The organism is Methylobacterium fujisawaense, assembly GCF_014138435.1.
Classification (GTDB): domain Bacteria; phylum Pseudomonadota; class Alphaproteobacteria; order Rhizobiales; family Beijerinckiaceae; genus Methylobacterium; species Methylobacterium fujisawaense.
The window spans coordinates 21,331-47,453 of the sequence record NZ_JACJIM010000009.1 but is presented as its reverse complement, the minus strand read 5'-3'; the positions used below and the strand labels follow the sequence as shown (position 1 = coordinate 47,453).

At 71.7% G+C, this 26,123-nt stretch carries 25 protein-coding genes; 11 read left to right on the top strand and 14 right to left on the bottom strand.

Features of this window, described 5'->3' with window-relative positions:
• Positions 1 to 3: 3 nt before the first annotated feature.
• Positions 4 to 1,122, bottom strand: a complete 1,119-nt coding sequence (locus GGQ91_RS24345; protein ID WP_182593032.1) for an NADH:flavin oxidoreductase/NADH oxidase — start codon at positions 1,120 to 1,122, stop codon at positions 4 to 6.
• Positions 1,123 to 1,298: 176 nt separating this feature from the next.
• On the opposite strand from GGQ91_RS24345, the gene GGQ91_RS24340 reads away from it, so the two are divergent.
• Positions 1,299 to 1,769 carry a phospholipase A2 family protein gene (locus GGQ91_RS24340; RefSeq protein WP_182593031.1) on the top strand — a complete coding sequence of 157 codons (471 nt, stop codon included), beginning with the start codon at positions 1,299 to 1,301 and terminating at the stop codon, positions 1,767 to 1,769.
• 72 nt (positions 1,770 to 1,841) lie between these two features.
• Here the strand turns inward: GGQ91_RS24340 and GGQ91_RS24335 are convergent, their stop codons facing one another.
• The 4 genes from GGQ91_RS24335 to GGQ91_RS24320 form a co-directional block, all read right to left on the bottom strand.
• Positions 1,842 to 2,984: an extracellular catalytic domain type 1 short-chain-length polyhydroxyalkanoate depolymerase gene (locus GGQ91_RS24335; protein WP_403091607.1), complete on the bottom strand. Its 1,143-nt coding sequence runs from the start codon at positions 2,982 to 2,984 to the stop codon at positions 1,842 to 1,844.
• 232 nt (positions 2,985 to 3,216) lie between these two features.
• Positions 3,217 to 3,636: a CopG family transcriptional regulator gene (locus GGQ91_RS24330; RefSeq protein WP_043347948.1), complete on the bottom strand. Its 420-nt coding sequence runs from the start codon at positions 3,634 to 3,636 to the stop codon at positions 3,217 to 3,219.
• A gap of 523 nt (positions 3,637 to 4,159) precedes the next feature.
• Positions 4,160 to 6,085, bottom strand: coding sequence for a propionyl-CoA synthetase (locus GGQ91_RS24325; RefSeq protein ID WP_043756157.1), 1,926 nt, complete (start codon positions 6,083 to 6,085; stop codon positions 4,160 to 4,162).
• 446 nt (positions 6,086 to 6,531) lie between these two features.
• Positions 6,532 to 6,714, bottom strand: coding sequence for a YdcH family protein (locus tag GGQ91_RS24320; protein ID WP_043347966.1), 183 nt, complete (start codon positions 6,712 to 6,714; stop codon positions 6,532 to 6,534).
• A gap of 131 nt (positions 6,715 to 6,845) precedes the next feature.
• On the opposite strand from GGQ91_RS24320, the gene GGQ91_RS24315 reads away from it, so the two are divergent.
• The 4 genes from GGQ91_RS24315 to GGQ91_RS24300 all read left to right on the top strand — a co-directional run bounded on the left by GGQ91_RS24315 (position 6,846) and on the right by GGQ91_RS24300 (position 9,995).
• Complete coding sequence (locus GGQ91_RS24315) at positions 6,846 to 7,106, top strand: YdcH family protein (protein ID WP_078947082.1); 261 nt, start codon at positions 6,846 to 6,848, stop codon at positions 7,104 to 7,106.
• A 78-nt stretch (positions 7,107 to 7,184) separates the two neighbouring features.
• A complete protein-coding gene (gene purE, locus GGQ91_RS24310; protein WP_043383443.1) occupies positions 7,185 to 7,682 on the top strand; it encodes a 5-(carboxyamino)imidazole ribonucleotide mutase in 498 nt (165 codons plus the stop codon).
• The gene (locus GGQ91_RS24305; RefSeq protein ID WP_043383440.1) at positions 7,679 to 8,791 is read left to right on the top strand and encodes a 5-(carboxyamino)imidazole ribonucleotide synthase; all 1,113 of its coding nucleotides are present in this window, start codon (positions 7,679 to 7,681) and stop codon (positions 8,789 to 8,791) included. Before purE ends, GGQ91_RS24305 begins: the two co-directional genes overlap by 4 nt.
• Before the next feature lie 331 nt (positions 8,792 to 9,122).
• Positions 9,123 to 9,995, top strand: coding sequence for a tetratricopeptide repeat protein (locus GGQ91_RS24300; protein ID WP_043347979.1), 873 nt, complete (start codon positions 9,123 to 9,125; stop codon positions 9,993 to 9,995).
• A 132-nt stretch (positions 9,996 to 10,127) separates the two neighbouring features.
• Here the strand turns inward: GGQ91_RS24300 and GGQ91_RS24295 are convergent, their stop codons facing one another.
• The 4 genes from GGQ91_RS24295 to GGQ91_RS24280 all read right to left on the bottom strand — a co-directional run bounded on the left by GGQ91_RS24295 (position 10,128) and on the right by GGQ91_RS24280 (position 16,159).
• Entirely contained in the window at positions 10,128 to 11,282 is a 1,155-nt protein-coding gene (locus tag GGQ91_RS24295) for an acyl-CoA dehydrogenase family protein (protein WP_182593029.1), read from the bottom strand.
• Between the two features lie 249 nt (positions 11,283 to 11,531).
• Complete coding sequence (locus GGQ91_RS24290) at positions 11,532 to 12,728, bottom strand: acyl-CoA dehydrogenase family protein (RefSeq protein WP_182593028.1); 1,197 nt, start codon at positions 12,726 to 12,728, stop codon at positions 11,532 to 11,534.
• 4 nt (positions 12,729 to 12,732) lie between these two features.
• On the bottom strand, positions 12,733 to 13,920 hold the full coding sequence (locus tag GGQ91_RS24285; RefSeq protein WP_182593027.1) for an acetyl-CoA C-acyltransferase: 1,188 nt from the start codon (positions 13,918 to 13,920) through the stop codon (positions 12,733 to 12,735).
• Between the two features lie 166 nt (positions 13,921 to 14,086).
• Positions 14,087 to 16,159 carry a 3-hydroxyacyl-CoA dehydrogenase NAD-binding domain-containing protein gene (locus GGQ91_RS24280; protein WP_182593026.1) on the bottom strand — a complete coding sequence of 691 codons (2,073 nt, stop codon included), beginning with the start codon at positions 16,157 to 16,159 and terminating at the stop codon, positions 14,087 to 14,089.
• A gap of 346 nt (positions 16,160 to 16,505) precedes the next feature.
• On the opposite strand from GGQ91_RS24280, the gene GGQ91_RS24275 reads away from it, so the two are divergent.
• The 4 genes from GGQ91_RS24275 to GGQ91_RS24260 all read left to right on the top strand — a co-directional run bounded on the left by GGQ91_RS24275 (position 16,506) and on the right by GGQ91_RS24260 (position 20,405).
• Entirely contained in the window at positions 16,506 to 17,522 is a 1,017-nt protein-coding gene (locus GGQ91_RS24275; protein WP_170861890.1) for an NAD(P)H-dependent flavin oxidoreductase, read from the top strand.
• 86 nt (positions 17,523 to 17,608) lie between these two features.
• Positions 17,609 to 18,364 (top strand): enoyl-CoA hydratase-related protein, encoded by a 756-nt coding sequence (locus GGQ91_RS24270; RefSeq protein WP_043383425.1) that lies wholly within the window; start codon positions 17,609 to 17,611, stop codon positions 18,362 to 18,364.
• A gap of 8 nt (positions 18,365 to 18,372) precedes the next feature.
• Positions 18,373 to 19,188: an IclR family transcriptional regulator gene (locus tag GGQ91_RS24265; protein WP_051976095.1), complete on the top strand. Its 816-nt coding sequence runs from the start codon at positions 18,373 to 18,375 to the stop codon at positions 19,186 to 19,188.
• Positions 19,189 to 19,199: 11 nt separating this feature from the next.
• A complete protein-coding gene (locus GGQ91_RS24260) occupies positions 19,200 to 20,405 on the top strand; it encodes a CaiB/BaiF CoA transferase family protein (RefSeq protein ID WP_043345863.1) in 1,206 nt (401 codons plus the stop codon).
• A 153-nt stretch (positions 20,406 to 20,558) separates the two neighbouring features.
• On the opposite strand, the gene GGQ91_RS24255 is transcribed toward GGQ91_RS24260, so the two are convergent.
• Both GGQ91_RS24255 and GGQ91_RS24250 read right to left on the bottom strand, forming a co-directional pair.
• Positions 20,559 to 20,936, bottom strand: a complete 378-nt coding sequence (locus GGQ91_RS24255) for a PH domain-containing protein (RefSeq protein ID WP_043345852.1) — start codon at positions 20,934 to 20,936, stop codon at positions 20,559 to 20,561.
• A 141-nt stretch (positions 20,937 to 21,077) separates the two neighbouring features.
• Positions 21,078 to 21,533, bottom strand: coding sequence for an Rrf2 family transcriptional regulator (locus GGQ91_RS24250; protein WP_043383423.1), 456 nt, complete (start codon positions 21,531 to 21,533; stop codon positions 21,078 to 21,080).
• A gap of 88 nt (positions 21,534 to 21,621) precedes the next feature.
• Here GGQ91_RS24250 and GGQ91_RS24245 point away from each other — a divergent pair, with 88 nt between their 5' ends.
• Positions 21,622 to 22,401, top strand: coding sequence for a methyltransferase domain-containing protein (locus GGQ91_RS24245; protein WP_182593025.1), 780 nt, complete (start codon positions 21,622 to 21,624; stop codon positions 22,399 to 22,401).
• A gap of 28 nt (positions 22,402 to 22,429) precedes the next feature.
• Here GGQ91_RS24245 and GGQ91_RS24240 read toward each other — a convergent pair whose 3' ends face one another.
• Together GGQ91_RS24240 and GGQ91_RS24235 are read right to left on the bottom strand one after the other, a co-directional pair.
• Positions 22,430 to 23,446: an NAD-dependent epimerase/dehydratase family protein gene (locus GGQ91_RS24240; protein ID WP_182593024.1), complete on the bottom strand. Its 1,017-nt coding sequence runs from the start codon at positions 23,444 to 23,446 to the stop codon at positions 22,430 to 22,432.
• Between the two features lie 26 nt (positions 23,447 to 23,472).
• Positions 23,473 to 24,717: a complex I NDUFA9 subunit family protein gene (locus GGQ91_RS24235; RefSeq protein WP_083683329.1), complete on the bottom strand. Its 1,245-nt coding sequence runs from the start codon at positions 24,715 to 24,717 to the stop codon at positions 23,473 to 23,475.
• 246 nt (positions 24,718 to 24,963) lie between these two features.
• Here GGQ91_RS24235 and GGQ91_RS24230 point away from each other — a divergent pair, with 246 nt between their 5' ends.
• A complete protein-coding gene (locus GGQ91_RS24230; RefSeq protein ID WP_236952875.1) occupies positions 24,964 to 25,146 on the top strand; it encodes a hypothetical protein in 183 nt (60 codons plus the stop codon).
• A 9-nt stretch (positions 25,147 to 25,155) separates the two neighbouring features.
• Here GGQ91_RS24230 and GGQ91_RS24225 read toward each other — a convergent pair whose 3' ends face one another.
• Complete coding sequence (locus GGQ91_RS24225) at positions 25,156 to 26,097, bottom strand: MBL fold metallo-hydrolase (RefSeq protein ID WP_043345866.1); 942 nt, start codon at positions 26,095 to 26,097, stop codon at positions 25,156 to 25,158.
• Positions 26,098 to 26,123: the final 26 nt, after the last annotated feature.

Sequence of the window (26,123 nt, the reverse complement as noted above, 5' to 3'; positions counted from 1 at the left end):
GCCTCAGCGCTGCCCGAAGGCCGTATCCTTGAACAGGTCCTTGTACTCCCGCGGCTGCGAGCGCCAGTACTGCTTGGGCGCCCGCACGCGGGCTCCGAGTTCGGCGGCCGCGTGCCAGGGCCAGCGCGGATCGTACAGCATGGCGCGGGCCAGCGAGATCGCGTCCGCCCTGCCCTCCTGCAGGATCGTCTCCGCCTGCCGGGCTTCCGTAATCAGCCCCACCGCGATGGTGGTGAGCCCGGTCTCGGCCTTGATCCGCTCGGCATAGGGCACTTGGTAGCCCGGCCCGAGCTTGATCGCCTGTTTCGGCGAGACGCCGCCCGTCGAGACATGGAGCGCCGGCGAGCCCGCGCACTTCAGCGCCTGGGCCAGCGCCACGGTCTCGTCGAGGTCCCAGCCGTCCTCGACCCAGTCGGTGGCCGAGACGCGCAGCCAGACCGGGCTGCCCGCCGGGACGACGTCGCGCACCGCGTCGTAGACCTCGAGGGGGAAGCGCATGCGGTTCTCGAGGCTGCCGCCGTAGGCGTCCGTGCGCTTGTTGGCGATCGGCGACAGGAACTGGTGCAGCAGGTAGCCGTGGGCGCCGTGCAACTCCACGGCCTCGATGCCAAGCCGGACCGCCCGCTTGGCGGTCGCAACGAACTCGTCGCGGACGCGCTTCAGGTCGGCGGCGTCGAGGGCGTGGGGTGGGACCTCGTCCTCCCCGTGCGCCACCGCCGAGGGCGCCTCGGTGCGCCAGCCATAGGGATGCTCCGGCGGGATCTGCTGGCCGCCGGCCCAGGGCGCCGCACTCGATGCCTTGCGGCCGGCATGGGCGATCTGGATGCAGATCGGGATCGGCGCGTATTCGCGCACCGCGTCGAGCACGCGGCCGAGCGCCCGCTCGCAGCCGTCGTTGTACAGGCCGAGGTCCCAGGCGGTGATCCGGGCTTCCGGCGAGACCGCGGTCGCCTCCAGGGTGAGCAGGCCCGCCCCCGACATGGCGAGCTGGCCCAGATGCATCATGTGCCAGTCGGTGGCTTCGCCGTCCCGGGCCGAATACTGGCACATCGGGGCGATCAGGATGCGGTTCTCGAGCGTGAGCGCGTCGAGAACCAGCGGTTCGAACAGGCGTGCAGTCATGGGTGGCTCCGGATGCGTCCGGTCAATCTGGCGCAGGACGGCCGCGCCGGCCAGCGCGCTGCGGCAGGTCAGCCCTGCGGCTGGGGGTTCGGGAACTCGCCGATGCGGCTGACCGTTTCTGACGCTGTCGCCACGACGCGAACCGCCTGAGGGGGCGAGATCGCCCGAGGTCCTGAATGATGATCACGAAACTTGCCGCCTCGCTCCTTCTGGCCGCCGGCTGCGCCGCCCTCGCAACGCCGTCATATGCCCAGCCGGCCGCCTTCGGCGGACCCAAGATGCTCGTTCACGGCAATTATTGCGGTCCGGGCAATAACGCCCCGCTGCCGCCGATCGATGCCCTCGACGCCGCCTGCGCCCGCCACGATGCCTGCACGCCGAATGGCGGGCTGCCCTCGCAGGCCTGCAATCTCCGTCTGCAGCGGGAGGCCTCGCTGATCTCCCGCGATCCGCGCCAGCCCCAGGACGTCCGCTCGATGGCCGGCCTCGTCGCGGCCAGCGCGGCCCTGATCCCGACCGACCCGAACGCGCGGAGCGTGCCGGCATCGGTGTCGACGAATGCGACGCAGGACTCCTACGCGCCGGCGCTGGACCGATCGGCCCCCGCCGGCCTGGAGGATGACGCCGACGATTCGGACGCCGATTGACACCTTCCTGAGCGCCCGACGGTGACGGCGCGGCGGACCGGCCGCGCCGTCGCTCGCCGCGGTCAGTCACGATCAGGCACGGTCCGCGGACGCTCCTTCCTGCGCCAGGAAGAACCGGACCATCTCGCCGCTGGCATCGGGCCCGCGCGGATCGGTGTAGGATCCGTCGGGGCTTCCGCCCGACCAGGCGTGCCCGGCCCCGTGCAGAACCCACTGCTCCAGCACCGGCCGGCCGGTCGCGTCGCTGCGGACCGTCCGGGTATAGGCCATGCCCCCGGGGCTCGTGCCCCGGCTGACCGTCTCGTCCAGGCCCGGGGCCGGCACGGCCTGCGCCGCGACCCGATCGCCATTGACGGGATGCACGGTTCGATCGCCGTCGCCGTGGAACACGATGGTCGGGACCGCCTGCCGATTCGGCCCCGGAGCCGACCCTTGCCCCTGCATGGCCGCGAAGGCGGTGGGCATGTCCCGGGCCGCCCCGCAGGCCAGCCCGGAATGGATGCCCACGGCCGCGAACAGGTCCGGATAGGTCGCCGCCAGGATCGCCGCCGCGGCGCCGCCGGCCGAGAGCCCGGCCGCGTAGATCCGGCCGGGATCGGCCGAGAACTCCGCCACGACCGACCGGGCGATGCCGGCGATCAGCGCCGGCTCGCCGCCCTCGCGGACTTGGTCGCCCGCCGCGTACCAGTTCCAGCAGCGCTGCAGGTTGGCCGACGGGGGCTGTTCCGGATAGGCGACCAGGAACGTCTGCTCCTCGGCCAGGGCGTTCATCCGCGTGCCGGCCGCGAAATCGTCGGGGTTCTGGGTGCAGCCGTGCAGCATCACGATGACGGGCAGGGCCTGACCCCGGTAGCCGCTCGGGACGTAGACCTTGTAGCCCCGGCTGCCGGCGGCCTCCGTGAAAACGCGATCCTCGAACCGCGCGCCGGGCGGGACTTCGGCGGCAGGGCGGCGGGCTGACGGGCCGGCATTCGGCAGCCGCTCGCGCAGGGCGCGCAACATCGCGGACAGGTCCGGGGCCGTCCCTGGTCGCGAACCGCCGCCTTGATCCGGCGCCGTCCAGGCACCGCCGGCCGCCGTCGGCGCCTCCATGTCGAGGGTCTGCTCGGCATGACCGGCGGTGCCGGGCCGGTCTGCCATGCCGCGTCGTGCCTCGGTCCATTGCGCGACGGCGACCTCCTGGCCGCGGCGGAACCGCGCCATGGCGTCCTGCATCCGGGCGGTCCGGTCCGCTGCCCCGGTTCCGCGCCCGGTTCCTTGCCCGGTTCCTGGCCCCGTTCCCCTGCCCTTCGCCGTCGCGGATCCGAAGGCGTGCGGGTCGAATTGCGACATTCCGAACGCCGAGAGGTCGAGCTTCGACGGGTCAATCTTGGGGAAACGGAACATGGGGAGGATCCTCATACGGCGTGGTTCGGGTGGAGATTCCGCGCGACCGGGGCGCGGACGGTCAGGTGGTCCGGTCGGCCAGTGCCGCCTTGACGGCGGCGCTGGCCTGGAAGGCACCCAGGACCTCCACGGACGCGATCGCGGCCCGCGCCAGTTCGGGGGTGACGTCGGTGGCGATCGTGGCGAGGCCCAGGACCTGGATGTGCAGGGGGGAGCCGGCATCCCGGGCCGCTTCCAGGTCCGCGCGGGAGAAGTGCGAGAGCCCCAGCCGGAGCTGGCGCCGCGCCACCGACTGCCGGACCGCCTCCTCCTGCCGGTCCAGCTGATTGCGCACGGCCGTGCGGATGAAGTCGGCCCGGTTGGCGTAGAAGCCGTCGCGGACCATCAGGTCGACGCGCCCGAGATCGACGAAGCCGAGATTGACCGTGATCTTCTCGCTGTCCGGCACCTTCGGACGGAGGTCGCGCGCGGTGTCGGTCATCGTCGAAACATCTCCAGGCCATCCCGTTGGATGGTTCAGAGATGGTGATGGGCATCCGAAGCGCAATGGGCGTTGGCGTATTGAGACCGGCGGCAGCGCCGCGCACGCCGGTCATGCGGCCCGGGAACCTGCCCGGCAGCCCGCGCGCGCTCTCACCGGGGAGTGGTGGCGTCCCAGAGCGTGCCAGGGTCGCAGATTCCGTGCGGGATGGCGCAGGCTCGAGCGGTGCGGTGCCATCTGCCCCGCCCCCACCCGTCGCCTCTCCCCTGAGCGTGGGGGAGGCCGCACTCGCGTTCCCGGGGCAGTGGCGCTGGGCGGAAATCTGCGGATCACGCAGGCGCGCTGAGCGCGGCGGCCGCAGAGGGGCGACGGCGGGTCAGGGCGGCCGCATCCTGCATCGCCCCCCTCACCGCCGCTCCGGCTCTATCCGCAGGACGCGGTTGGGCCGCGCGGTGTCCCGGCACCGCGCGGGGAGAGCCGCCTGGACTCGGCGCCTGTCCCGATCACGGGACCGTCCGGCGCCTCAATCGGCGCCGATTCCCCGCCCCTTCAGGCTCTCGTCGATCTCGTCGAGGGCCGCGGCGTCGTCGATCGTCGCCGGCATCGTCCAGGGCTCGTGGTCGGCGATGCGCTTCATGGTGGCCCGCAAGATCTTGCCCGACCGGGTCTTGGGCAGCCGCGGCACGGTGAGGGCCAGCTTGAACGCCGCCACGGGGCCGATCTCGTCGCGCACCTTGGCCACGAGTTCCCGCTCGATCGTCTCGGTCGGCCGGTCGACGCCGGCCTTGAGCACCACGAAGCCACAGGGGACTTCGCCCTTCAAGGCGTCCCGGATGCCGATGACCGCGCACTCGGCCACGTCCGGATGGCCCGCCAGCACTGCCTCCATGCCGCCAGTGGACAGGCGGTGCCCGGCGACGTTGATGATGTCGTCGGTGCGTCCCAGCACCGTGATGTAGCCGTCCGCGTCGATCACCCCGGCATCCGAGGTGTCGTAGTAGCCCGGGAACGTGGAAAGGTAGCTCGACCGCATGCGCGCGTCCGAGCCCCAGAGCGTCGGCAGGCAGCCAGGGGGCAGGGGCAGGCGGATCGCGATGGTGCCCATGGTCCCGGCCGGGACCGGTTTGCCGCCCTCGTCCAGCACCTCGACCCGGTAGCCCGGCATCGGCACGCAGGTGCTGCCGTGCTTCACCGGCAGGAGGCCGAGACCCATCGGGTTGCCGGCGATCGGCCAGCCGGTCTCGGTCTGCCACCAATGGTCGATCACCGGCCGGTTCAGCACCCGCTCGGCCCAGGCGACCGAATCGGGATCGGCGCGCTCGCCCGCGAGGAACAGGCTGCGGAAGGCGGAGAGGTCGTAATCGGCGATCCGGGCGCCGGCGGAATCCTCCTTCTTGATGGCCCGCAGCGCCGTCGGCGCGGTGAACAGGCACACGACCCCGTACTCGGCGACGACCCGCCAGAATGCGCCGGCATCCGGCGTGCCCACCGGCTTGCCCTCGTACAGGACCGTGGTGCAGCCGTGCAGGAGCGGCGCGTAGACGATGTAGGAGTGCCCGACGACCCAGCCGATGTCGGAGGCGCAGAAATAGGTCTCGCCGGGCTGGACGCCGTAGAGGTTCGGCATCGACCACGCGAGGGCGACGAGGTAGCCGCCGGTATCGCGGACCACGCCCTTGGGCTTCCCGGTCGTCCCGGAGGTGTAGAGGATGTAGAGCGGGTCGGTGGCGGCGACCGGCACGCAGGCCGCCCGCTGCCCCGCCGCACGGGCGGCCGCCACGGTCTCGGCCCAGTCGCGGTCCCGCTCCGGCATGAGCGTCGCGGCGGCCTGCGGGCGCTGCAGGATCAGGCAGGCTTCCGGCTTGTGGCGCGAGGCCGCGATCGCCGCGTCGAGGAGCGGCTTGTAGGCGACCACGCGGTTCGGCTCGATCCCGCAGGAGGCGGCGAGCACCACCTTCGGCGCCGCGTCCTCGATCCGCACCGCCAGCTCGTTGGCCGCGAAGCCGCCGAACACGACCGAATGCACCGCGCCGAGCCGTGCGCAGGCCAGCATGCCGAACAGGGCCTCGGGCACCATCGGCATGTAGAGGATCACCCGGTCGCCCTTGCCGACGCCGAGGCCGGCGAGGACGGCGGCCAGTACCGCCACCTCGTCGCGCAACGCGCGGTAGGTGATGCTGCGCTTGGTCCCGGTGACGGGCGAATCGTAGCGGATCGCCACCTGATCCGCCCGCGCTCCGTCGGCGTGACGGTCCACGGCATTGTGGCAGGCGTTCAGGGTGCCGTCCGGAAACCAGCGGCCGTAGGGGCCGGAATCCGGCGCGAAGGCCCGCTGCGGGACGTCCGCCCAGTCGAGCGCCTGCGCCGCGCCGAGCCAGAACGCCTCCGGGTCGCGGCGGGCCGAGTCGTAGATGTCCGGGTAGCGGCCCGGCAGGCTGGCTCTCGTCATCGGTTCGGCGTTTCCTCGCGGGCCGCTCTCCGGCGGCGGGGCCCAGAGTAGCGCATTCTTCCGCGGGTGCGAGGCCGGTTGTGGGTCGCCGGAACCGCCGCGCGCCTTCGCTCGCGCGATCGGGGTGCTCCGTGACGCGTTCGCCGGATGCATCCCGGATCGGCGGCTTCGAAGCCGGGCGCCTCGGCGTGGCCGGCGGGAAATGAATCTGCCGGGAGGTCGCGGGTCGTCTGTTTCGATCCCCGGGCGTGCGGGCGCGGCAGGCGCCCCGTCGCCAAGGCTCCGGGGTCACATCCGCGAGAGCACGACGCCCGCCCGGATCGGCGATCCCGAGGCGGCCGTTTCTCCAAACGAGCGGTCGCAGAACGCAAAACCGCCGCACCGGTCTCCCGATGCGGCGGCAGCTGTCGTGCCGTTTCTGCTATCCGTGCGGACGGATCAGGGGCTCAGTGCAGCGTATTGCCGTTCGCCTGCAGCCTGTTGATCTCGTCCTTGAGAAGGAGTTTCCGTCGCTTCATCTCGGCGATGTGAAGGTCGTTCGCCGAAGGCCTGTGGATCGCTTCCTGAATCTCACGCTCGAGGGCTTCGTGCTTCCGGGCGAGTTGGTTCAGATGCGTCTGCAGCGACATGAGCCGAATCTCCTGTCATCGTTTCGACACACCGAGATTGGCACAAGATGCCGGACCTGTCGAAGCGTTTTCTGCTGCTAAGTCTGATGATTGCTTACCGCGCCGTCTTGTCCGGCGCCGGAGCGTGACGCATGCTCTCGGGCCATGAACGGTCTTCGGGTCCTCAGGTGACGATGGCGGACGAGGCGGGTGAGAGTGCGCAGTCGGACCTCCTGGGCGAACTGGCGCGGCTGCGCGAGGAGCACCGGGATCTCGACGGTGCCATCGAGGCGCTGGAGCGCAGCGTGGCTGGCGACCAGCTCCAGATCCAGCGTCTGAAGAAGCGCAAGCTCACCCTGCGTGACCGCATCTTCCACATCGAGGACGCGCTCACGCCGGACATCATCGCCTGATGCCGGTGGACGTCTTCGGGCCGCGCCTTGCCGCGGGCCCGCACCGCCTGTAAGCGCCCTCTTTTTCCGGGATCAACGATGGCGTCGCCTCCGGTCGCGATCATCATGGGCAGCCAGTCCGACTGGGCGACCATGCGGCATGCCGCCGAGACGCTCGATGCCCTCGGCGTACCCTACGATGCGCGCATCGTGTCGGCCCACCGCACGCCGGACCGGCTCGTGGCCTTCGCCAAAGGCGCGGTCGCGGCCGGCCTCAAGGTCGTGATCGCGGGGGCGGGCGGCGCCGCGCACCTGCCCGGCATGGCGGCCGCGATGACCCGCCTGCCGGTCTTCGGCGTCCCGGTGGAATCCAAGGCCCTGTCCGGCCAGGACAGCCTCCTCTCGATCGTCCAGATGCCGGCGGGCATCCCGGTGGGGACCCTGGCGATCGGCCGGGCCGGGGCCATCAACGCGGCCCTGCTCGCCGCCGCCGTCCTGGCGCTCGCCGATCCGGATCTGGCGGAGCGCCTGGAGGCGTGGCGCGCGGCCCAGAGCGCCTCGGTGGCCGAACGGCCGGTGACGGAAGAGAACGCGTGACGGACAAGATCCTCGGCCCCGGCTCCACCCTCGGCATCGTCGGTGGAGGCCAACTCGGGCGCATGATCGCGCTGGCGGCGGCCGATTACGGCCTCAAGGCGCACGTCTACGCCCCCGACGCGGACAGCCCCGCCTTCGACGTGGCGGCCCGGACCACCTGCGCGGCCTACGACGATGCCGAGGCGCTGGCCGCCTTCGCGCGCAGCGTCGATGTCGTGACCTACGAGTTCGAGAACATCCCGCACGCCACCGCCGACATCCTGGCCCGGCACGCCGCCCTGCACCCGAACGCGCGGGCGCTCTCGACCACGCAGGACCGCCTCTCCGAGAAGGAATTCATCAACGGGCTGGGCATCCCGACGGCGCCGTTCCGGGCGGTGGACACGCCCGACGATCTCGACCGGGCGATCGAGGTGATCGGCCTGCCGGCGGTGCTCAAGACCCGCCGCTTCGGCTACGACGGCAAGGGGCAGCGCATGCTCCGCGAGCGGGCCGAGGGCGACCGCAACGCCCTGTTCGCCGAGTTCGGCGGCGCGCCGCTGATCCTGGAGGGCTTCGTGCCGTTCGAGCGCGAGGTCTCCGTGGTGGGCGCCCGCGGGCGCGACGGCAGCTTCGCGGCCTACGACCTGTGCGAGAACGAGCACCGCGATCACATCCTCGCTCTGACGCGGGTGCCGGCCCCGGGCGTGGCCCCGGAGACGGGACGCATCGCCCTCGAGATCGCCCGTCGGATCGCCGACGCCCTCGACTATGTTGGCGTCCTCGCCGTCGAGATGTTCCTCGTCCGCGAGGACGGGGCGGAGCGGCTCGTGGTCAACGAGATCGCGCCCCGGGTCCACAATTCCGGCCACTGGACCAGCGAGGGGGCGCTGACCTCGCAATTCGCCCAGCACGTGCGGGCCGTCTGCGGCTGGCCGCTGGGCGATCCGGGCCGGGTCGGCGGCCTGCCGGTGGAGATGCGCAACCTGATCGGCGCCCAGGCCGACGACTGGCACGCCCTGCTGGCCGAGCCCGGCGCCCATCTGCACCTCTACGGCAAGGGCGAGGCGCGTCCCGGCCGGAAGATGGGTCACGTGACCCGCCTCGGGCCCGTCCCGGCCGGTTCCTGAGGCTTCGAAGGCACACCTGCATCGTCGCATGGCGGTCGGAAGCCCGCCTGCGGCGTCCCGGAACCGTCGAGCCATACCTTCGCCACATCCCACCGCTTCCACCACAGCGTGGTCGGTTCCGAATGCTGTCGATCGATTCCGCCTGTACCGCCTTCGTCCCCGGGACGGGCGGGGGCCGGATCACGACGCGGCGCTTCTTAAGCCGGCCTTCACCGTGATGCGCGACGGTGCCCCGGATTCGGGCGTGCCCGGCGCACGGCGCGGGCTCTTGGACTGTGAGGGGCGAGGCGGGCACGCGCAAGGCGGGCGACGCCTCGGGGAGAGTGGGGCAATGAACGTACGCAACGGGCTGGGACGAAAGACGGCACTGATCGGCGCAGCCATGGTCTCGGCCGCCGGCCTCGCGGGCTGCGAGACCGTCGGGAGCGCGGCCGGCCCGCGGCAATACGCGGTCCTCGAGAAGGACACCACGGGGGCCACGAACGTCAACATCGCCTCCCTGACCGAGGTCGTGCAGCGCAACCCGAACGACGCGGCCGCCTACAACACCCGCGGCGCCGCCTATGCCCGCGCCGGCCAGTTCAACGATGCCATCGCCGACTTCACCAAGGCGATCCAGCTCGATCCGAACTCCGCCTCCGCCTACAACAACCGCGCCCTGGCGAGCCGCCAGATCGGCCGCGACGGCCCTGCCCTGCAGGACTTCACCAAGGCGATCGGGATCGATCCGAATTACGGCCCGGCCTATATCGGCCGCGCCAATGTCGAGCGCGCCCAGGGCAACCTCGACCAGGCGCTCAACGACCTCAACGTCGCGATCCGGCTGATGCCGGAATCGGCCGAGGCCTATCATGCCCGCGGCCTCGTGCGGCAGAAGCAGGGTCAGGACACGCAGGCGATCGCCGATTTCGACGCCGCCATCGACCGCGACCCCTTCAAGTCCGCGCCCTACGCCGCGCGCGGCCAGAGCCTGATCGCCACGAACCAGTACCCGAAGGCGATCGAGGACTACAACGCGGCCCTCAACGTCAACAACAAGGACGCCACCTCCTGGGCCTATCGCGGCCTGGCCTACGAGAAGTCGGGCCAGCGCAAGGAGGCGATGGAGAACTACCAGCGCGCAGCGACGATCGATCCGAACAATTCCGTCGCCCGCGCCGGCCTCGGCCGGGTGCAGGGCGGGGTCGGCTCGCTGTTCAACTGACCGCTCGACGGTCTGAAGGCGGTTTCACAAGGTCTCCGCCTCCCCTGCCTGGGGCGGAGACCTGTTCGTCGGGGTTTCACCCCGACACCCCACCAAAGGGCACGCCCTTTGGAAGCCCCATGTCCGCGTGCGTTACGCCGCCAGCAGTCCGTTCGCGTCCTGCGTGATGCGGCGCAGGTGATGGGCGGTGTCGCCGAGCTGGTACTCGATCATGGCGAGCCGCTTGAAGTGGTGGGCGCCGATATACTCGAGGGTCATGCCGATGCCGCCGTGGAGCTGCACGGCCTCCTGGCCGACATACCGGCAGGCCTTGTTGATCTGGACCTTCACGGCCGATAGGGCCGCCGCACGCGCCGCCGCATCCGGCGTGTCGACCATCATGGCGGCGTAGAGGGCCATCGAGCGGGCCTGCTCCAGCTGAATCAGCATGTCCACCGCCCGGTGCTGCAGCGCCTGGAACGACCCGACGCTGACGCCGAACTGCTTGCGGGTCTTGAGGTACTCGACCGTGAGCGTGTGGAGCGCGTCCATGGAGCCCACCGCCTCGGCGGCGAGCCCCGCGATCCCGTGCTCCACCACCCGCTCCAGCAGCGGCAGGCCGGCTTCGGGATCGCCCAGCGCCGCGTCGCCGGGCAGCGGCACCTCCGAGAAGGACACCTCCGCGGCCCGGCCGCCATCCTGCGTCGGGTAGGCCTCGATCGCGACGCCGGCGGCGTCGGCCGGGACCAGGAACAGGCCGATCCCCTGCGCGTCGCGCCGCTCCCCCGACACGCGGGCGGAGACCACCATCAGGCCGGCCGCGTCGGCGTTGGGTACGACGCTCTTGGCCCCGCTCAGCACGAAACCGTCGCCGGAGCGTCGGGCCGTGGTCGCCACGTCGGCGAGGTCGTAGCGGGACTGGCGCTCGGTGTGGGCGAGGGTCAGGCGCAGGTCACCGGAGACCAAGTCGGGAACGAGGCGCGCCTTCTGCGCGGCGCTGCCGCCGAGCCGCAGGGCCGTCGAGCCGAGAACGAGGCTCGCCAGCAGCGGCTCGACCACGAGGTTGCGGCCGACCGCCTCCATGACCAGCATGGTCTCGACCGGGCCGCCGCCGAGGCCGCCGTCCTCGTCCGAGAAGGGCAGTCCCGTGACGCCGAGTTCGGAAAAAGCCGCCCAGCCCTCCGTGGGGAAGCCGAGCGGCGCCTTGAGCCGCGCCTGCCGGCTTTCCAGGGACGGGTAGAGATCGGCGGCCAGCCGCTCGACGCTGTCGCGTAGGAGCGACTGGTCCTCGTTCAGGTCGAAATCCATGGTGGTGTCCTCGGACGTTCCCTCCCCCCTCTGCGGGGGAGGGTGGCCCCTGCGTCAGCAGGGGCCGGGAGAGGGGAACCCGGCTGCAGGACAGGGCGCAACCGGCATGAAGGGCGTGCCCCGCGTCCTGAAACGTCGCTCCCCTCTCCCGACCCCCTTCGGGGGCCAACCTCCCCCGCAGAGGGGGGAGGGAGAGCCGAGGCCGCGACCGCCGCGTTTCTCAAGCCTGCAAGCGGATCCGGGATCGTCTCACAAACCCAGAATGCCCTTGGCGATGACGTTGTGCTGGATCTCGTTCGAGCCGCCGTAGATCGAGACCTTGCGGTTGTTGAAATAGCTCGGCGCCGCCGCATCGACCCAGTCGAAGCCCCCGGGCAGGTTGTTGGCCCCTGCCCCGCGTGCCGGGGCGGCGAGCGCGAACGGCCCGGCGAGCTCCACCAGCAGCTCCGTCGCCGCCTGCTGGAGCTGCGAGCCGCGGATCTTGAGGAGCGAGGAGGCGGGGTCCGGCTCCACCGAATCCGCCCGGCCCTGCTTGGCCGCCACCCGCATCTGGGTGATCTCCAGGGCCTTCAGCTCGACCTCGACCTCCGCGACGCGGGACCGGAAGGCGGGATCGTCCCACATCGTGCCGGGTCCGGCCGGCATTTCCCGGGCGAGGCGCTTGATCCGGGCGATCCGCTCCTTGGTGAGCCCGATCCGGGCGATGCCGGTGCGCTCGTTGGCGAGCAGGAATTTCGCGTAGTCCCAGCCCTTGTTCTCCTCGCCGACGAGGTTCTCCACCGGCACGCGCACGGAATCGAAGAAGACCTCGTTGACCTCGTGCCGGCCCTCCAGGGTGAGGATCGGCCGGACGGTGATGCCTGGGCTCTTCATGTCGATGAGCAGGAATGAGATGCCGCGCTGCTTCTTGGCCTCGAAGTCGGTGCGGACGAGGCAGAAGATCCAGTCGGCGTGCTGGCCGAGCGTCGTCCAGGTCTTCTGGCCGTCCACGACGTAGTGGTCGCCGTCGCGCACCGCCTTGGTCTTCAGCGAGGCGAGGTCGGAGCCGGCCCCGGGCTCGGAGAAGCCCTGGCACCACCAATCGTCGAGATTGGCAGCGCGCGGGAGGAAGCGCTCCTTCTGGTCCTGCCGGCCGAAGGTCGCCAGCACCGGGCCGAACATGTAGCAGTTGAACTGCTGCGGCAGGGGTACCGCCGCCTGGAACAGCTCCTCCGTGTAGATGTAGCGCTGGATCGGGGTCCAATCCCGGCCGCCAAATTCCTGCGGCCAGTGCGGCACCGCCCAGCCCTTGGCGTTGAGGATCCGCTGGCTGGTGACGTAGTCGTCCTTCGAGAGGCTGCGCCCCTCCGAGACCTTTTTTCGGATCTCGGCCGGGATCTCCGTCCGGCAGAAGGTCCGGACTTCGTCGCGGAACGCGATTTCCTCGTCGGTGAAGCGCAGATCCATCGATTCAGCTCCGGGCGATCTCGAACAGGCCGGCACAGCCCTGGCCGCCGGCGACGCACATGGTCACCACGGCGTAGCGCGCGCCGCGGCGGCGGCCTTCCAGCAGGGCGTGACCCACGAGCCGCGCCCCCGACATGCCGAACGGGTGGCCGACCGCGATGGCGCCGCCGTTGACGTTGACCTTGTCCGGGTCGATCCCGAGCCGGTCGCGGCAATAGACCGACTGGGACGCGAAGGCCTCGTTCAGCTCCCACAGGTCGATGTCGGAGACGCGCAGACCCTGCCGTTCGAGGAGCCGCGGCACCGCGAAGACGGGGCCGATGCCCATCTCGTCCGGCCCGCAGCCCGCCGAGGCGAAGCCCCGGAAGATGCCGAGGGGCTCGAGGCCGCGCCGCGCCGCCTCGTCGGCCGACATCAGCACGCTGGCCGAGGCCCCGTCCGAGAGCTGGCTGGCATTGCCCGCCGTGATGAAGGCCCCCTCCCCGCGCACGGGCTTGAGCTTGGCGAGACCCTCCAGGGTCGTGTCCGGCCGGTTGCCCTCGTCCTTGGAGAGCCGGGTCTCGACCTCCCGGGTCTCGCCGGTGGCCTTGTCGGTCACCGCCATGACGGCGCTCATCGGGACGATCTCGTCGTCGAACAGCCCGCGTTCCTGCGCGGCGGCGGTGCGGCGCTGGCTCTCCAGCGCGAAGAGATCCTGCGCCTCCCGGGAGATCCGGTAGCGCTCCGCCACGATGTCGGCGGTCTCGATCATCGGCATGTAGATCGCCGGCAGGTGCGCCTCCAGCCACGCATTGCGGGTCAGCTGCCGCTGGACCTTGGGCTGCACGAGGCTGATCGACTCGACGCCGCCGGCCACAGCCACCGGCACGCCGTCGAGGATGATCCTTCGGGCCGCGCTGGCGATCGCCTCCAGGCCCGAGGCGCAGAAGCGCGAGACCGTGACGCCGGCCGACTCGACCGGGATCCCGGCCACCAGGGCGGCATGGCGGGCGACGTTGCCGCCCGTGGCGTTCTCCGGATAGCCGCAGCCGAGCACCACCTCCTCGACCGCTTCCGGCTCCAGCCGCGCCCGGTCGAGGGCGCCGCGGATCGCGTGGGCGGCCAGATCGGCGCCGCGGGTGAGGTTCAGCGCGCCGCGATGGGCCTTGCCGATGGGCGTGCGAGCGGTCGCGACGATCACCGCGTCGGTCATGCCGGAATCCTCTGGGGTTCCCAAAGGGCGTCACGCCCTTTGGTGGGGTGTCGGGGCGAGGCCCCGACGGATGCGGCCTCGGCCGTCGGCAGGGCGCTGCCCTGAACCCGCGAAAGGTCCCGGACCTTTCGAAGCCGGGACTTGGTTGGCGCGAACCGACACGGCATCAGGCCGAAGCCTTCCACTCGGCGAAGCGGCCATCTTCGGCGGCGAGGCGCTTCAGGAGCGGCGCCGGTTCCTGGCTGTCGTCGCCGGTCTCGGCCGCGAAGCGCGACAGCGCCTCGGCGACCGTCCGCAGCCCGACCGTATCGGCCCAGTGCATCGGGCCGCCGCGCCAGGCCGGCCAGTTGTAGCCGTTGATCCAGATCGTATCGATGTCGCCCGGCCGGGCCGCGATGCCCTCCTCCAGGATCCGCGCGCCCTCGTTGACCATCGGGTACATCAGCCGCGCCACGATCGCGTCCGGCGTGAAGCTGCGGCGCGCGATGCCATGCTCGGCGGCGACCCGCGTGATCAGCGCCTCGACCTCCGGGTCGCGGGTGCCGGTGCGGGCGCCGTCCGGGTAGAGGTAGAAGCCGCGGCCGGTCTTCTGGCCGTAGCGGCCCTGCTCGGCCAGCGAATCGGCGACCGGCGCCCGGCCTCCGAAATCCTTGCGCGAGCGCCAGCCGATATCGAGCCCCGCGAGATCGCTCATGGCGAAGGGGCCCATCCGGAAGCCGAAACCGGTCACCGCCGTGTCGACCTCGTGCGGCAGCGCCCCCTCGAGCAGCAGGCGCTCGCCGGCGCGGCTGCGGCGCTCCAGCATGCGGTTGCCGACGAAGCCGAAGCAGACCCCCACCGTCACCGGCAGCTTGTTGAGGCGCTTGCCGAGATCCAGGGCGGTGGCGAGCACGTCCGGCGCGGTCTTCTCGGCCCGGACCACCTCCACGAGGCGCATCACGTTGGCGGGGCTGAAGAAGTGCAGGCCGAGCACGTCCTGCGGCCGGCTCGTCACCGCCGCGATGGCGTTCACGTCGAGGTAGGAGGTGTTGGTGGCCAGGATCGCGCCAGGTTTGGCGATGGCGTCGAGCTTGGAAAAAATCTCCCGCTTGACGCCCATGTCCTCGAAGGCTGCTTCGATGACGATGTCGGCCTCCGCGGCGTTCTCCAGGCCGATCGCCCCCGTGATCCGGCCGACCCGCTCGTCGCGCTGCGCCTCGGTGATCGAGCCGCGCTTGGCCGAGCCGGCATAGAGGCCCCTCACCCGGTCGAGACCGCGCTCCAGGGCACCGGCCTCCGTTTCGATCACCGTCACGGGGATGCCGGCATTGGCGAAGCACATGGCGATCCCGCCGCCCATCGTGCCGGCGCCGATCACCGCCGCCGTCCGGACGGGGCGGCGGGGCGTGTCCTTCGGCAGGCCGGGGACGCGGGCCGCCTCGCGCTCGGCGAAGAAGGCGTAGCGCAGGGCCTTCGAGCGCGGATCCTCCACCAGGGTGCGGAACTCGGCCCGCTCCACCGCGACGGCGGCGTCGAAATCCTGCTCCAGGCCGGCGCGCACGGCCCGCACCAGGGCGTGGACGTTGGTGGCGTCGGGATCCCGCTTCACCGCCTCGGCGGCCAGGCTCTCGAACCGCTCCCGGGCCTCCGGCGTGAGCTTCCCCGACCGGTCGCGCACCCGCGGGAGGCGGCCCGCATCGGCCAGCTCCAGGGCCCGGGTCCGGGCCTCCGCCACGAGGTCGCCCAGGACCACGGCGTCGACGATGCCGAGCGCCGCCGCCTTCTCGGCGGAGACGGGCTCGCCGGTGAGCATCATCGGGAAGGCGGCGTCGGGGCCGATCAGGCGCGGCAGGCGCTGCGTGCCCCCCGCCCCCGGGATGATCCCGAGCTTGATCTCCGGCAGCCCGATCTTGGCGGCCGGCGCCGCGACGCGGCCGTGGCAGGCCATCGCCAGTTCGAGGCCGCCGCCGAGGGCCACGCCGTTGATGGCCGCCACCACGGGCTTCGGGCTGGCATCGAGGCGGTCCAGGATGTCGGGCAGGCTCGGCGGCTGCTGCGGCTTGCCGAACTCGGTGATGTCGGCCCCGCCGACGAACACCTTACCCTCGGCGGCCAGCACAATCGCGCGGACCGATTCGTCCGCGATGGCCTGGTCCAGGGCCCCGTCGAGGGCGGCCCGCAACGCGGCACCGAGCGCGTTGACCGGCGGGTTGGCGAGCGTGAGCACGGCCACGCCGCCATCGACCTCCTGACGAACCACACAACACTCCCTGTCATTCTGCAATGCAGAATAATGGTCTGCACGTTGGTTGAATGTTGGTCCGGGTCGACGCGAGCGTCAAGCGAAGGTCGTGACTCGTCTGCGGCTGACGTCATCTCCGAACCGATCATTCTGCATTGCAGAAATCAACGGATGCTTCCGTTTGACCCGCGCCCCGGCGCCATGTCATCAAAACGGCCCCGGGCGGGACTCGGTTGCGGTCGCCGCCGGGTGAGCGATGATCGGGCTGCCCGAAGCAGGGGAGGATCGCGGTGCGTGGCATCCATCGGGGCGAGCGGCCCGGGAGCGCCTGTCCGGCGCGGAATCGGGCGGCAGGGAGCGGGCGGTGAGCGACGGTCCCGAGCAGACCCTGTCCGGGCGCCTGCCCGAAGCCCTGCGCGGACGCCTCGCCCTGCCGGTGATCTGCGCGCCGATGTTCATCGTCTCCGGGCCGGAACTGGTGATCGCCCAGTGCCTGTCCGGCGTGGTCGGCTCGTTCCCGGCGCTCAATGCCCGGCCCGCCGCTCTGCTCGACGAATGGCTCACGCGGATCACGCGAACGCTGGCGGAGGCCCGGGCGGCCGACCCGTCGTGCAAGGTCGCGCCCTTCGCGGTGAATCAGATCGTCCACGCGTCCAACGACCGGCTGGCCCAGGACGTCGAGGCCTGCGTCCGGCACCGGGTGCCGATCATCATCACCTCGCTGCGGGCGCCCGACGCGGTGATCCGCCCGGTTCACGCCTATGGCGGCGTGGTCTTCCACGACGTCACCACCGTGCGCCATGCCGAGAAGGCGCTGGAGGCCGGGGTCGACGGGCTGATCCTCGTCTGCGCCGGCGCGGGCGGGCATGCCGGCACGCTGAGCCCCTTCGCCCTCGTCGGCGAGATCCGGCGGTTCTACGGCGGTCCGCTGATCCTCTCGGGGGCGATCACCTCGGGCGCGGCGATCCTGGCCGCCCAGGCCATGGGGGCCGACCTCGCCTACATGGGCACCCGGTTCATCGCCACCCGGGAGGCGAACGCCGCCCCCGCCTACAAGGACATGATCGCCGGCAGCGCGGCCGCCGACATCCTCTACACCCCCTACTTCACCGGCGTGCCGGGCAACTACCTGACGCCCAGCATCCGCGCCGCCGGGCTCGATCCCGAGGCGCTGCCGGTGCGCGACAAGACCGCGATGAATTTCGGCAGCGGCGGCGTGAAGGCGTGGCGGGACGTCTGGGGCGCGGGCCAGGGCGTCGGCACCATCGCGGACGCGCCGGCCACCGCCGACCTCGTGGCCCGTCTCGCGCGGGAATACGCGGCGGCGCGGGGGCGGATGGCCGGCCTGTCGGCGGAGTACGCGGGCGAGGCCGTGCCGTGAGCGTCCGGGTGTATCCGCCTCTCGCCGCCCGTTGCCTGTCCGGCGAGGGGACAGCGGCCTGCTCGGGAGACGGGGGCGCGCCTGTGATGTGTGAATCCGCCCCCCCGAACCTGCGCGTCGCCGACCCGGAGCCCGGGATCCGGCTCATCACCATCGACCGGCCGGAGCGGCGCAACGCCCTCGATCGGGCGACCTATGCGGGCCTGACCGCGGCCATCGAGGCCGTGGCCCGGGACGAGGCGGTGCGCGCCGTCGTGCTCACCGGCGCCGGCGGCTGCTTCACCGCCGGCAACGATCTCAAGGATTTTCAGGACGTCGAGACCGGCGGCGACAGCCCCGGCCTGACCTTCCTCAAGGCTCTGCGCGCCTGCCCGAAGCCAGTCCTGGCGGCCGTGGAGGGCCATGCGGTCGGGATCGGCACGACGCTGCTGCTTCATTGCGATCTCGCCTATGCGGGGGACGGCGCCCGGTTCCGCCTGCCCTTCACGGCGCTCGGCCTGAGCCCGGAGGGCGGATCGAGCTACCTGCTGCCCCTGGTGGCGGGTTCGAAGCGCGCCGCCGAACTCCTGATGCTCGGCGAGCCCTTCACGGCCGCGGAGGCCGCCGCGGCGGGCCTCGTCAACGCCGCCGTCCCGGCGGGGACGGCGCTGGAGTCCGCCCTGGGCAAGGCGCGCGCGCTCGCGGCCCTGCCCCGGTCTTCGATCGCCGCCACCAAGCAGGCCCTGCGCCGTGGCCACGAGGAAGCTGTTGTCCGGACGCTCGGCGAGGAGGCGGAGGTCTTCCACGCGCTCCGCCGCGCCCCGGAGGCGCAGGCGGCCTTCGCGGCGTTCCTGCACCGATGAGGGCGCGGATGGATGCGGACGCGGCCCTGCTGGCCGATCCCGACACCGCCGGACTCGGCGCGAAGGAGGACCGGCACTTCGTGACGGCCCTCGCGCGGGGGCTGTCGGTGCTGGCCTGCTTCGGTCCGGGGCGCACGAGCCTCGCCAACCACGACATCGCGGAGGCCTGCGGCCTGCCGCGCTCCACCGTATCACGGCTCACCTACACGCTGACCAAGCTCGGCTACCTGCAGCATTTGCCCGAGATCGGCCGCTACCGCCTCGGCACGGCGACGATCGCGCTCAGCTCGGCGGCTCTCGGAGGCCTCGACGTCCGCGGCATCGCCCGGCCCGTGCTCCGCGCCGTGGCCGAAGCCGCCAACGCCTCGGTGGGACTTGGCGTCCGCGACCGTCTCAGCATGCGCTACGTCGATTGCCAGCGCGGCCCGGCGGCGATCTCGCTCAACCTCGATACCGGCTCGCGCATCTCCCTCGCCCGCAGCGCCATGGGCCGGGCCTACGTGGCAATCTGCACGGATCGCGAGCGCGAGGGCATTTACGAGGACCTGAAGGCCCTGGACCCGGTCGCCTGGCCCGCGCTCCGGGCCGGTCTCGACCGGGCCGTGGCCGAGCATCGGGAGATCGGCTGCTGCACCTCGTTCGGCGAGTGGCAGGAAACCGTCTGCGCCATCGCGGTGGGGTTCCATCCCGGCGGCGGCCTGCCGCCCATGTCGGTCAATTGCGGCGCCCCCACCGTCATCACCGACGCACGCTTCCTCATGGAGGTGGCGCGCCCGAGACTCATCGCAGCCGTCCGCAGCCTCGACGGCGTCATGGGAGCCTGAGGATGTCCGCGATGGATGCCGAATCCGCCACCGACGACCTGCCGCTCGCCGGGATCCGCGTCCTCGACCTGTCCCGGGTCCTGGCGGGGCCGTGGTGCGCGCAGGTGCTGGGCGATCTCGGCGCCGACGTGATCAAGATCGAGCACCCGGAGCGCGGCGACGATACCCGCGACTGGGGCGTGCCCACGAGCCCCGGCAACACCTCGTATTTCGACAGCGTGAACCGCAACAAGCGCTCTATCGGTATCGATCTCGCCACCCCGGACGGGCTGGCGATCGTCAAGGCGCTCGCGCGCGAGAGCGATGTCCTGGTGCAGAACTTCAAGACCGGCGGGGCTGAGAAGCTCGGCCTCGGCTACGGCGACTTGTCGGCGGAGAATTCCGGCCTGATCTACTGCTCGATCGCCGGCTACAGTTCCGACGGCTCTGAGGCCGGACGACCCGGCTACGACCTCGTCGTGCAGGGTGAATCCGGTGTGATGGCGCTCAACGGCGAGGCTGGAGGGCCGCCGCTCAAGTTCGGGGTCGCGGCGGTCGATCTGTTCACCGGGCAGTTCGCGGCCCAGGCCGTGCTGGCGGCCCTGTACCAGCGGGAGCGGACCGGACGGGGCAAGACGATCGACCTCGCTCTGTTCGATTGCGGTGTCGCGCTGACCTCCTATTACGGCCTGGAGGCGCTGGCCCGGGGCATCGATCCGCCCCGCTACGGCAATGCCCATCCCTCGATCGTGCCCTACGGGGTGTTCGAGGCCGGCGACGGGCCGGTGGTGATCACGGTCGGCAACAACGGGCAGTACCGCCGATTCTGCGAGCAGGTGCTGGAGCGGCCGGACTGGGTCGCCGACCCGCGCTTCGCCACCAACCTCGACCGATCGCGCAACCGCGCCGCCTTCATCCCGGTGCTGGAGGCGGAACTCGCCAAGTGGGAGCGCGCGCCGCTGATCGCGCGGCTCAGGGCCGCGGGCATCCCCTGCGGCGAGGTGATGGGCCTGCGCGAGGCGCTCACCTGCGACCGGGCCCAGGAGGCCGGGCTGGTGGTGACGGCGCCCGGCAATGCCCACGTCATCGCCCCGCCGTACCGGCTCGACGGCCGCCGGCTGCCGGTGCGGCGCATGCCGCCGGGCCTCGGGGATTCGAGCGCCGAGATCCTGGCCGAGGAGCTGGACTATCCGGAGGGCGCGCGCGACGCGCTGCGGGCCAAGGGCGTGGTCCGGTAGGCAGGTCGCCTCCTGCAGGTCGCCTCCTGCAGGTCGCCTCCTGCAGCTCGCCTCCTGCAGCTCGCCTCCTGCAGCTCGCCTCCTGCCGTCGCGTGCCGTGGACGGCTCGCCGCGGGTCGGAGCGGGCCGTCATCCGCGCGGTCGGGCCGTGGGCTAGCGCAGCACGCCTTCGGCCAGGGCCCGCTGGATGCCCCGGATGTCCGCGCCCTTCTTCAAGGTCCGCTGGATCGGCTCCGCCGCGCCCGAGACCCAGATCTTCAACTCGGCGTCGAGGTCGAACGTACCGGCGGTCTCGACCGAGAAGCGCACGATCGCGCGGTACGGCACCGACAGGAACTCGACCTTGCTGCCGGTCACGCCCTGGACGTCGATCAGGATGACGCGGCGCTCGGTGAACACGAACACGTCCCGGATGATCTTGAAGGCGAGCCGCGCCGTCTCGCCGTCGATCAGGATGCCGTCGAGCCGGCGCTCCAGGGAGGCCGCATCGACGGCCGAGCCGTGTCCGAGCAATCCGTCCAGAAGGCCCATGGCCGATCATCTCGTGCTGGTCCGCGTCGAGGCGGAGCATGGCGCCCGACCGTCGGCGCGGCAAGCGCCCGCCGCGATCCGACACTCCGTTCCGACCGCGAGCCTGGTCGCGCGCGGCGATGCCCGCCGCCGCGCCCGCCGTCACGCGCAGGTCGAGGTGTCCGATGCCCCCTCGGGCCGGCACCGGGCGTCGAAGCTTCGCGCGAGCTCGGCGAGGCTGACGGAACCGAGCCGCGTGATCAGGAGAGCCTCGGCCTCGCGCAGCGTGTCCTCGACCGCCGCGTTGACGACCTTCTCGACGGCGCAGGCCGGGTTCGCGCGATCGCTGCCGATCGCGAAGATGCGTGGCCCGCCGACCGCGCGGTGGATGTCGAGCAGCGAGACCGCGTTCAGGTCCGCCGCGATGGTCCATCCGCCGCCGTGCCCCTTCTCCGACGTCACGTAGCCCGCGTTCCGGAGCCCGGCCATCGTGCGGCGGACGACCACGGGATTCGTCCCGAGCATCCGCCCGATCGCCTCGGACGTCATCGGTCCGTCGTGGCGCGCCATGTGAAGCAGCACATGGAGCGTTCGGGAGAGGCGGCTGTCGGTGCGCACCCGTCGATCCATCACACCGGACTCGGGATTGGCAACCGTGCGCCATCACGATACTTATCAAGTTACGTGATGGAGCGGAGCTGAAGCGGTGCGCGAGTTCGAGAATCCGGATCGGTGGGACAGGGTCGCCGAGCACTACGAGACGACCGCCCATCCGTTCACGGCGCGCTTCGCCGAGGCGGCGCTCGCGCGGGTGCCGCTGGCCGGAAGCAGCCGCGTCCTCGACGTCGCGGCGGGCACCGGTGCCCTCGCGCTGGCCGCGGCGCGGACGGGGGCGCAGGTCCTCGCGGTCGACTTCTCGCCCGGCATGGTCGCGCGCATCGCCGGGGCGAGACTGCCCAATGTCGACGCGCGGGTCATGGACGGACAGGCCCTCGCCCTACCCGACGGTGGCTTCGACGCGGTGTTCTCGATCTTCGGGGTGATCATGTTCCCCGACTGGCGGAAGGGCCTCGCCGAGATGGCGCGCGTGACGCGGCCCGGGGGATCGGGCGTCGTGGCCACGTGGCAGGATCAGGGCGCGGCGACGTTCTTGCTGCTCGGCGAGATCCGCCGCAGGCTGTTCCCCGAGCGCGAGAGCCGGGCGATGCCCGAAGGGGTGCGGGCGCTCGGCGATCCGGCGGGGTTCACCCGGGCGCTGGTCGCGGCCGGGTACGCAGCCCCCCGGATCGACCGGGTGACCTTCGACTACGCGCTCGACGTCGCCATGCTCGACGACCCCGACACGGTGTTCGGTCTGTCGCCGGACTGGGTCGACCTGAGCGCGGCCGACCGGGCCGCGGTGATCGCGGAGGCGCGGCGCATGGCGGGCGCTCGACCCGTCCTGCCGATCCCCTCGACCGCCCTGATCGCCGTCGCGGAGCGCTGAGCGCCGCGGTGGCGCCATACGCGGCGCCTCAGCCGGACTTGCGCGCGTCCGACAGCCGCGCCCGCGCGTCGTCCAGCACCCGGGTCAGGGCCGCGTCCCAAGAGACCCGCGGCTGCCAGCCGGTGGCGGCGTGGAGGCGGCCGGCATCGCCCGCGGCCAGGGGAATCTCGGTCGGCCGCACGCGCTCCGGGGCGATGCGGATCTCGAACGGGACCCGGGCCCGGGCGCGCAGGTCCTCGAGGACGCTGGCGATCGTCCGCGGCTGGCCCGAGCTGATGTTGAACACGCTCCCGTCCGCCAGGGAGTCTGCACGGCGGATCAGGTCGGCGTAGGCGTACGCCACGTCGGCGACGTCGAGGAAGTCGCGATAGGAGGAGAGGTTGCCGACCTCCAGGCAGGGCGGCACGAGGCCGGCCTCGATCCGGGCGATCTGGCCCGCGAAGGAGGCCACGACGAAGCGCTCGTCCTGGCCGGGGCCGATATGGTTGAACGGCCGCAGCACGACGAGCTTCACGCCGATCCGGGGCAGCAGGTCGCGGAGCAGCTGCTCGCCCACCCATTTCGACCGGGCGTAGGTGTTGCGCGGCAGGGGCTCGACCGCCTCGCTGAGGGCGTGGCCCGCCAGGAAGGCGCTGCCGTAGACTTCGCCGGAACTGACGAAGAAGAAGGTGCAGCCCGGCACCGCCTCCACCGCGGCCACGAGGTTCATCAGGCCGTTGACGTTGACCCGCCACGTCTGGCCCGGGCCGCTGGCGGAATCCGCCACCGAGGCGAGGCCCGCCAGATGGAGGATCGCGGTCGGCCGGAATCGCGCCACGAAGCCGCGGAGCGCGGCTTCGTCGAGGAGATCGATCGCCGCGTAGCTGACGCCCTCCGGCAGGTGCGGCGCCCGCCCCCGCCCGATCCCGGCCACGCAATCGCCCGCTCCCGCGCTCATCGTCGCCAGGAGCGGCAGGACGTGGCCGCCCACGAAGCCGGCCGCCCCGGTGACGAGGATGCGCCGCCCGACCGGGCCGCCGGATCCGTGGAGGGAGGGCGCGCTCATGGCGCGATCCGGGCGCGGGCTGTCACCTAGCCCGGTTTCCGAGTTCCCCAGCGCACGCCCCTGCTGCCCTGCCCGGCCCCCGGCGAGCTGCCGGCATCGGCGCCGATCGCCGGGCCGGAGGCGGTCTGGGGCCGATGCTGAGAGCCGGCCGCCAGGGGTTTCGATGCCAGCGTGTCCGGCACCTCGGACAGGTGCGACTCGTCCTGGTCGGTGGCGAACTGCCCCGCCTTGCGGAAGGTCCAGAGATAGCCTGGCACCACCGCCTCGGCGGCGGTCGGCGTGATGCCGATGCCTTCGAAGGTCCGACCCTCGGCCTTGGCGGCCTCGGAGACGACGTTGTCGTTCTGAAGCAGCGTCACCTGATCGCGGGTCAGCTTCAGCGAATCCGGCAGCAGGCCGAAGGTCAGGGTGTCGGCGATCTCCAGCATGCGGGCCTGGAGCTTGGCCGCCGGCGCAGGCAGGTCCACGACCACCCGCTTCCGCCGGATCGTCTTCAGCATGTAGCGCACGAAGTGCTCCAGCGTGCCCACCTCCGGGCCGCCGAGTTCGTAGACCTTGCCGGGCGCCACGGTGCCGTCGACCGCGCGGGCGATCGCCTCGGCGACATCGCCCACGAAGGCCGGCTGGAAGCGGGACTGGCCGCCGGCGAGCGGGAGAACCGGAAGCGCCCGGGCGAGGCCGGCGAAGCGGTTGAAGAAGCTGTCGCCGGGCCCGAAGATCAGCGAGGGCCGGAACACCACCGCGTCCGGACAGGCGGCGAAGACCCGCGCCTCGCCCTCCGCCTTGGTGCGCGCGTAGACCGACGGCGAGGCCGGATCGGCCCCGATCGCCGAGACGTGGATCATCCGGGCGCCCTGGCGCGCCGCGGCGCGGGCGATCGCCTCGGCCCCGTCGACCTGCAGCCGCGCGAAGCTCTGGGAGCCGGTCTCCTGCAGGATGCCGACGAGGTTGATCAGCACGTCCGACCGCTCGGCGGCCCGGACCACCGAGTCCGGGTAGCGCAGGTTGGCCTGGACGGCCACGATCTGGTTGACCTTCCCCAGGGGTTGCAGGAACAACGCGAGGTCCGGCCGGCGCACCGCGACGCGGATCCGGTAGCCGCGCTTGGCCAGCGCCCGCACCACGTGCCGTCCCAGGAAGCCGGAGCCGCCGTAGATCGTCACGAGCTGGTCCTGCGGACGCAGGAGCCCCGGCGTGGCGGCGGATGCGGACTGCGTCTCCGGACTCGTGTGCGCCGCCGCGGGCGCCGTCGTGTTCTCTTGGCCGCTCATCGCCGTGGTCTCGAGCTCCTCGCGCGCCCCGGGGCGCCGTCAGGCGGCCTACTTAGCCTAACTTCGGCGCGATGGGAGCCGCCGAATGAGCCGCCGCGCCATTCCGGTGAACAGCGTGGGGCCGATGACCGGCGCGGCAGAGGGCCGGACGCTGGAACGGGTGCGGCCGCCAAGCATTCTTCCCCACCATACGGCCCTGCCGAATCGCGCGGATGGGACGCGCCGGGGACTTCGATGATTGTAGGGATGCTCGTTTCCGCGGCGATCGCGGTGTTCGGCCTGCTGGTCGCGTTGGGGTTCGTCGGGCACCCGATCGACGCGCAGCTCGTCAGCAACTACGGCTGGAGCATTCTGATCATCGGCGTCGCGCTGTTCGTGCTGTTCGCGTGGTCCCGGTACAGCCGGACCCGCAGGCGGCACTCCGCCTGATCCGCCGGCTCAGGCGACCTTGATCCGGCGGCGCATCTCCCGCGCCACGGCCGGACGCCCGTTTGGACGGCCGCCGACCGCCCGGGGAGCCCCGACCGTGAGGCTCTGACATTCGCGCGCGATGAATGCGGTCGGCATCTCGGCCTGCATGTCGGCCTCCATGTCGCGCAGCGCCGTATCGGAATGGGCCGGGTGCAGGTGAATGATCCCGAGCGCCTTGACGCCCGCCGTCCGGGCGAGCTCCACGCCCTTCTGCCAGGTCGAGTGGCCCCAGCCCCGGCAGGTCGGATACTCCCCGTCGGTGAACATGCCGTCGTAGACCATCAGGTCGGCGTCGGCCACGAAGGCGGCGAGGTTGGGATCGGGCCAGGGGTCGCTGTGCTCGATGTCGCTGATCAGGCACAGGCGCTTGCCGGCATGCTCGAACCGGTAGCCCACGGAGCCCTGCGGATGGTTCAGCAGGATCGTGGCGACCCGCGTCCCGTCCGGGAAGGTCAGGGTCTGCCCCGCCTCGAAGCCGTGGTGGCGGAAGGTGCAGCACAGCCTGTCGAGCGTAACCGGGAACAGCGGCGGCGCGAACAGGCGGTCGAGGGTCGGGCCGGCCGATTCGCCGCCGAGGTTGCCGCAATAGGTGTTGATCACCCGGTCGCAGTCGAGGACCGCCGGCTTGAAGAAGGGGAGCCCCGCGGTGTGGTCGAGATGCAGGTGGCTGAACAGCAGGTCGACTTCCCGGGGCAGATCGGTCCGGTGACCCTGTCCGAGATTGTAGATGCCCGAGCCCGCGTCGACGATGAACATCCGCTGGCCGCACCGCACCTCGATGCAGGGCGTGCTGCCGCCGAATTCGGCGTATTGCGGGCCGCTGACGGGCGTCGAGCCGCGGACGCCCCAGAAGCGGAGTACGAGGTCTTGGTCGGCCGTCAGGAGAGTCGGCTCGGAACTGTTCGACATGGCGATCACGAATCCGCGGACAGTCG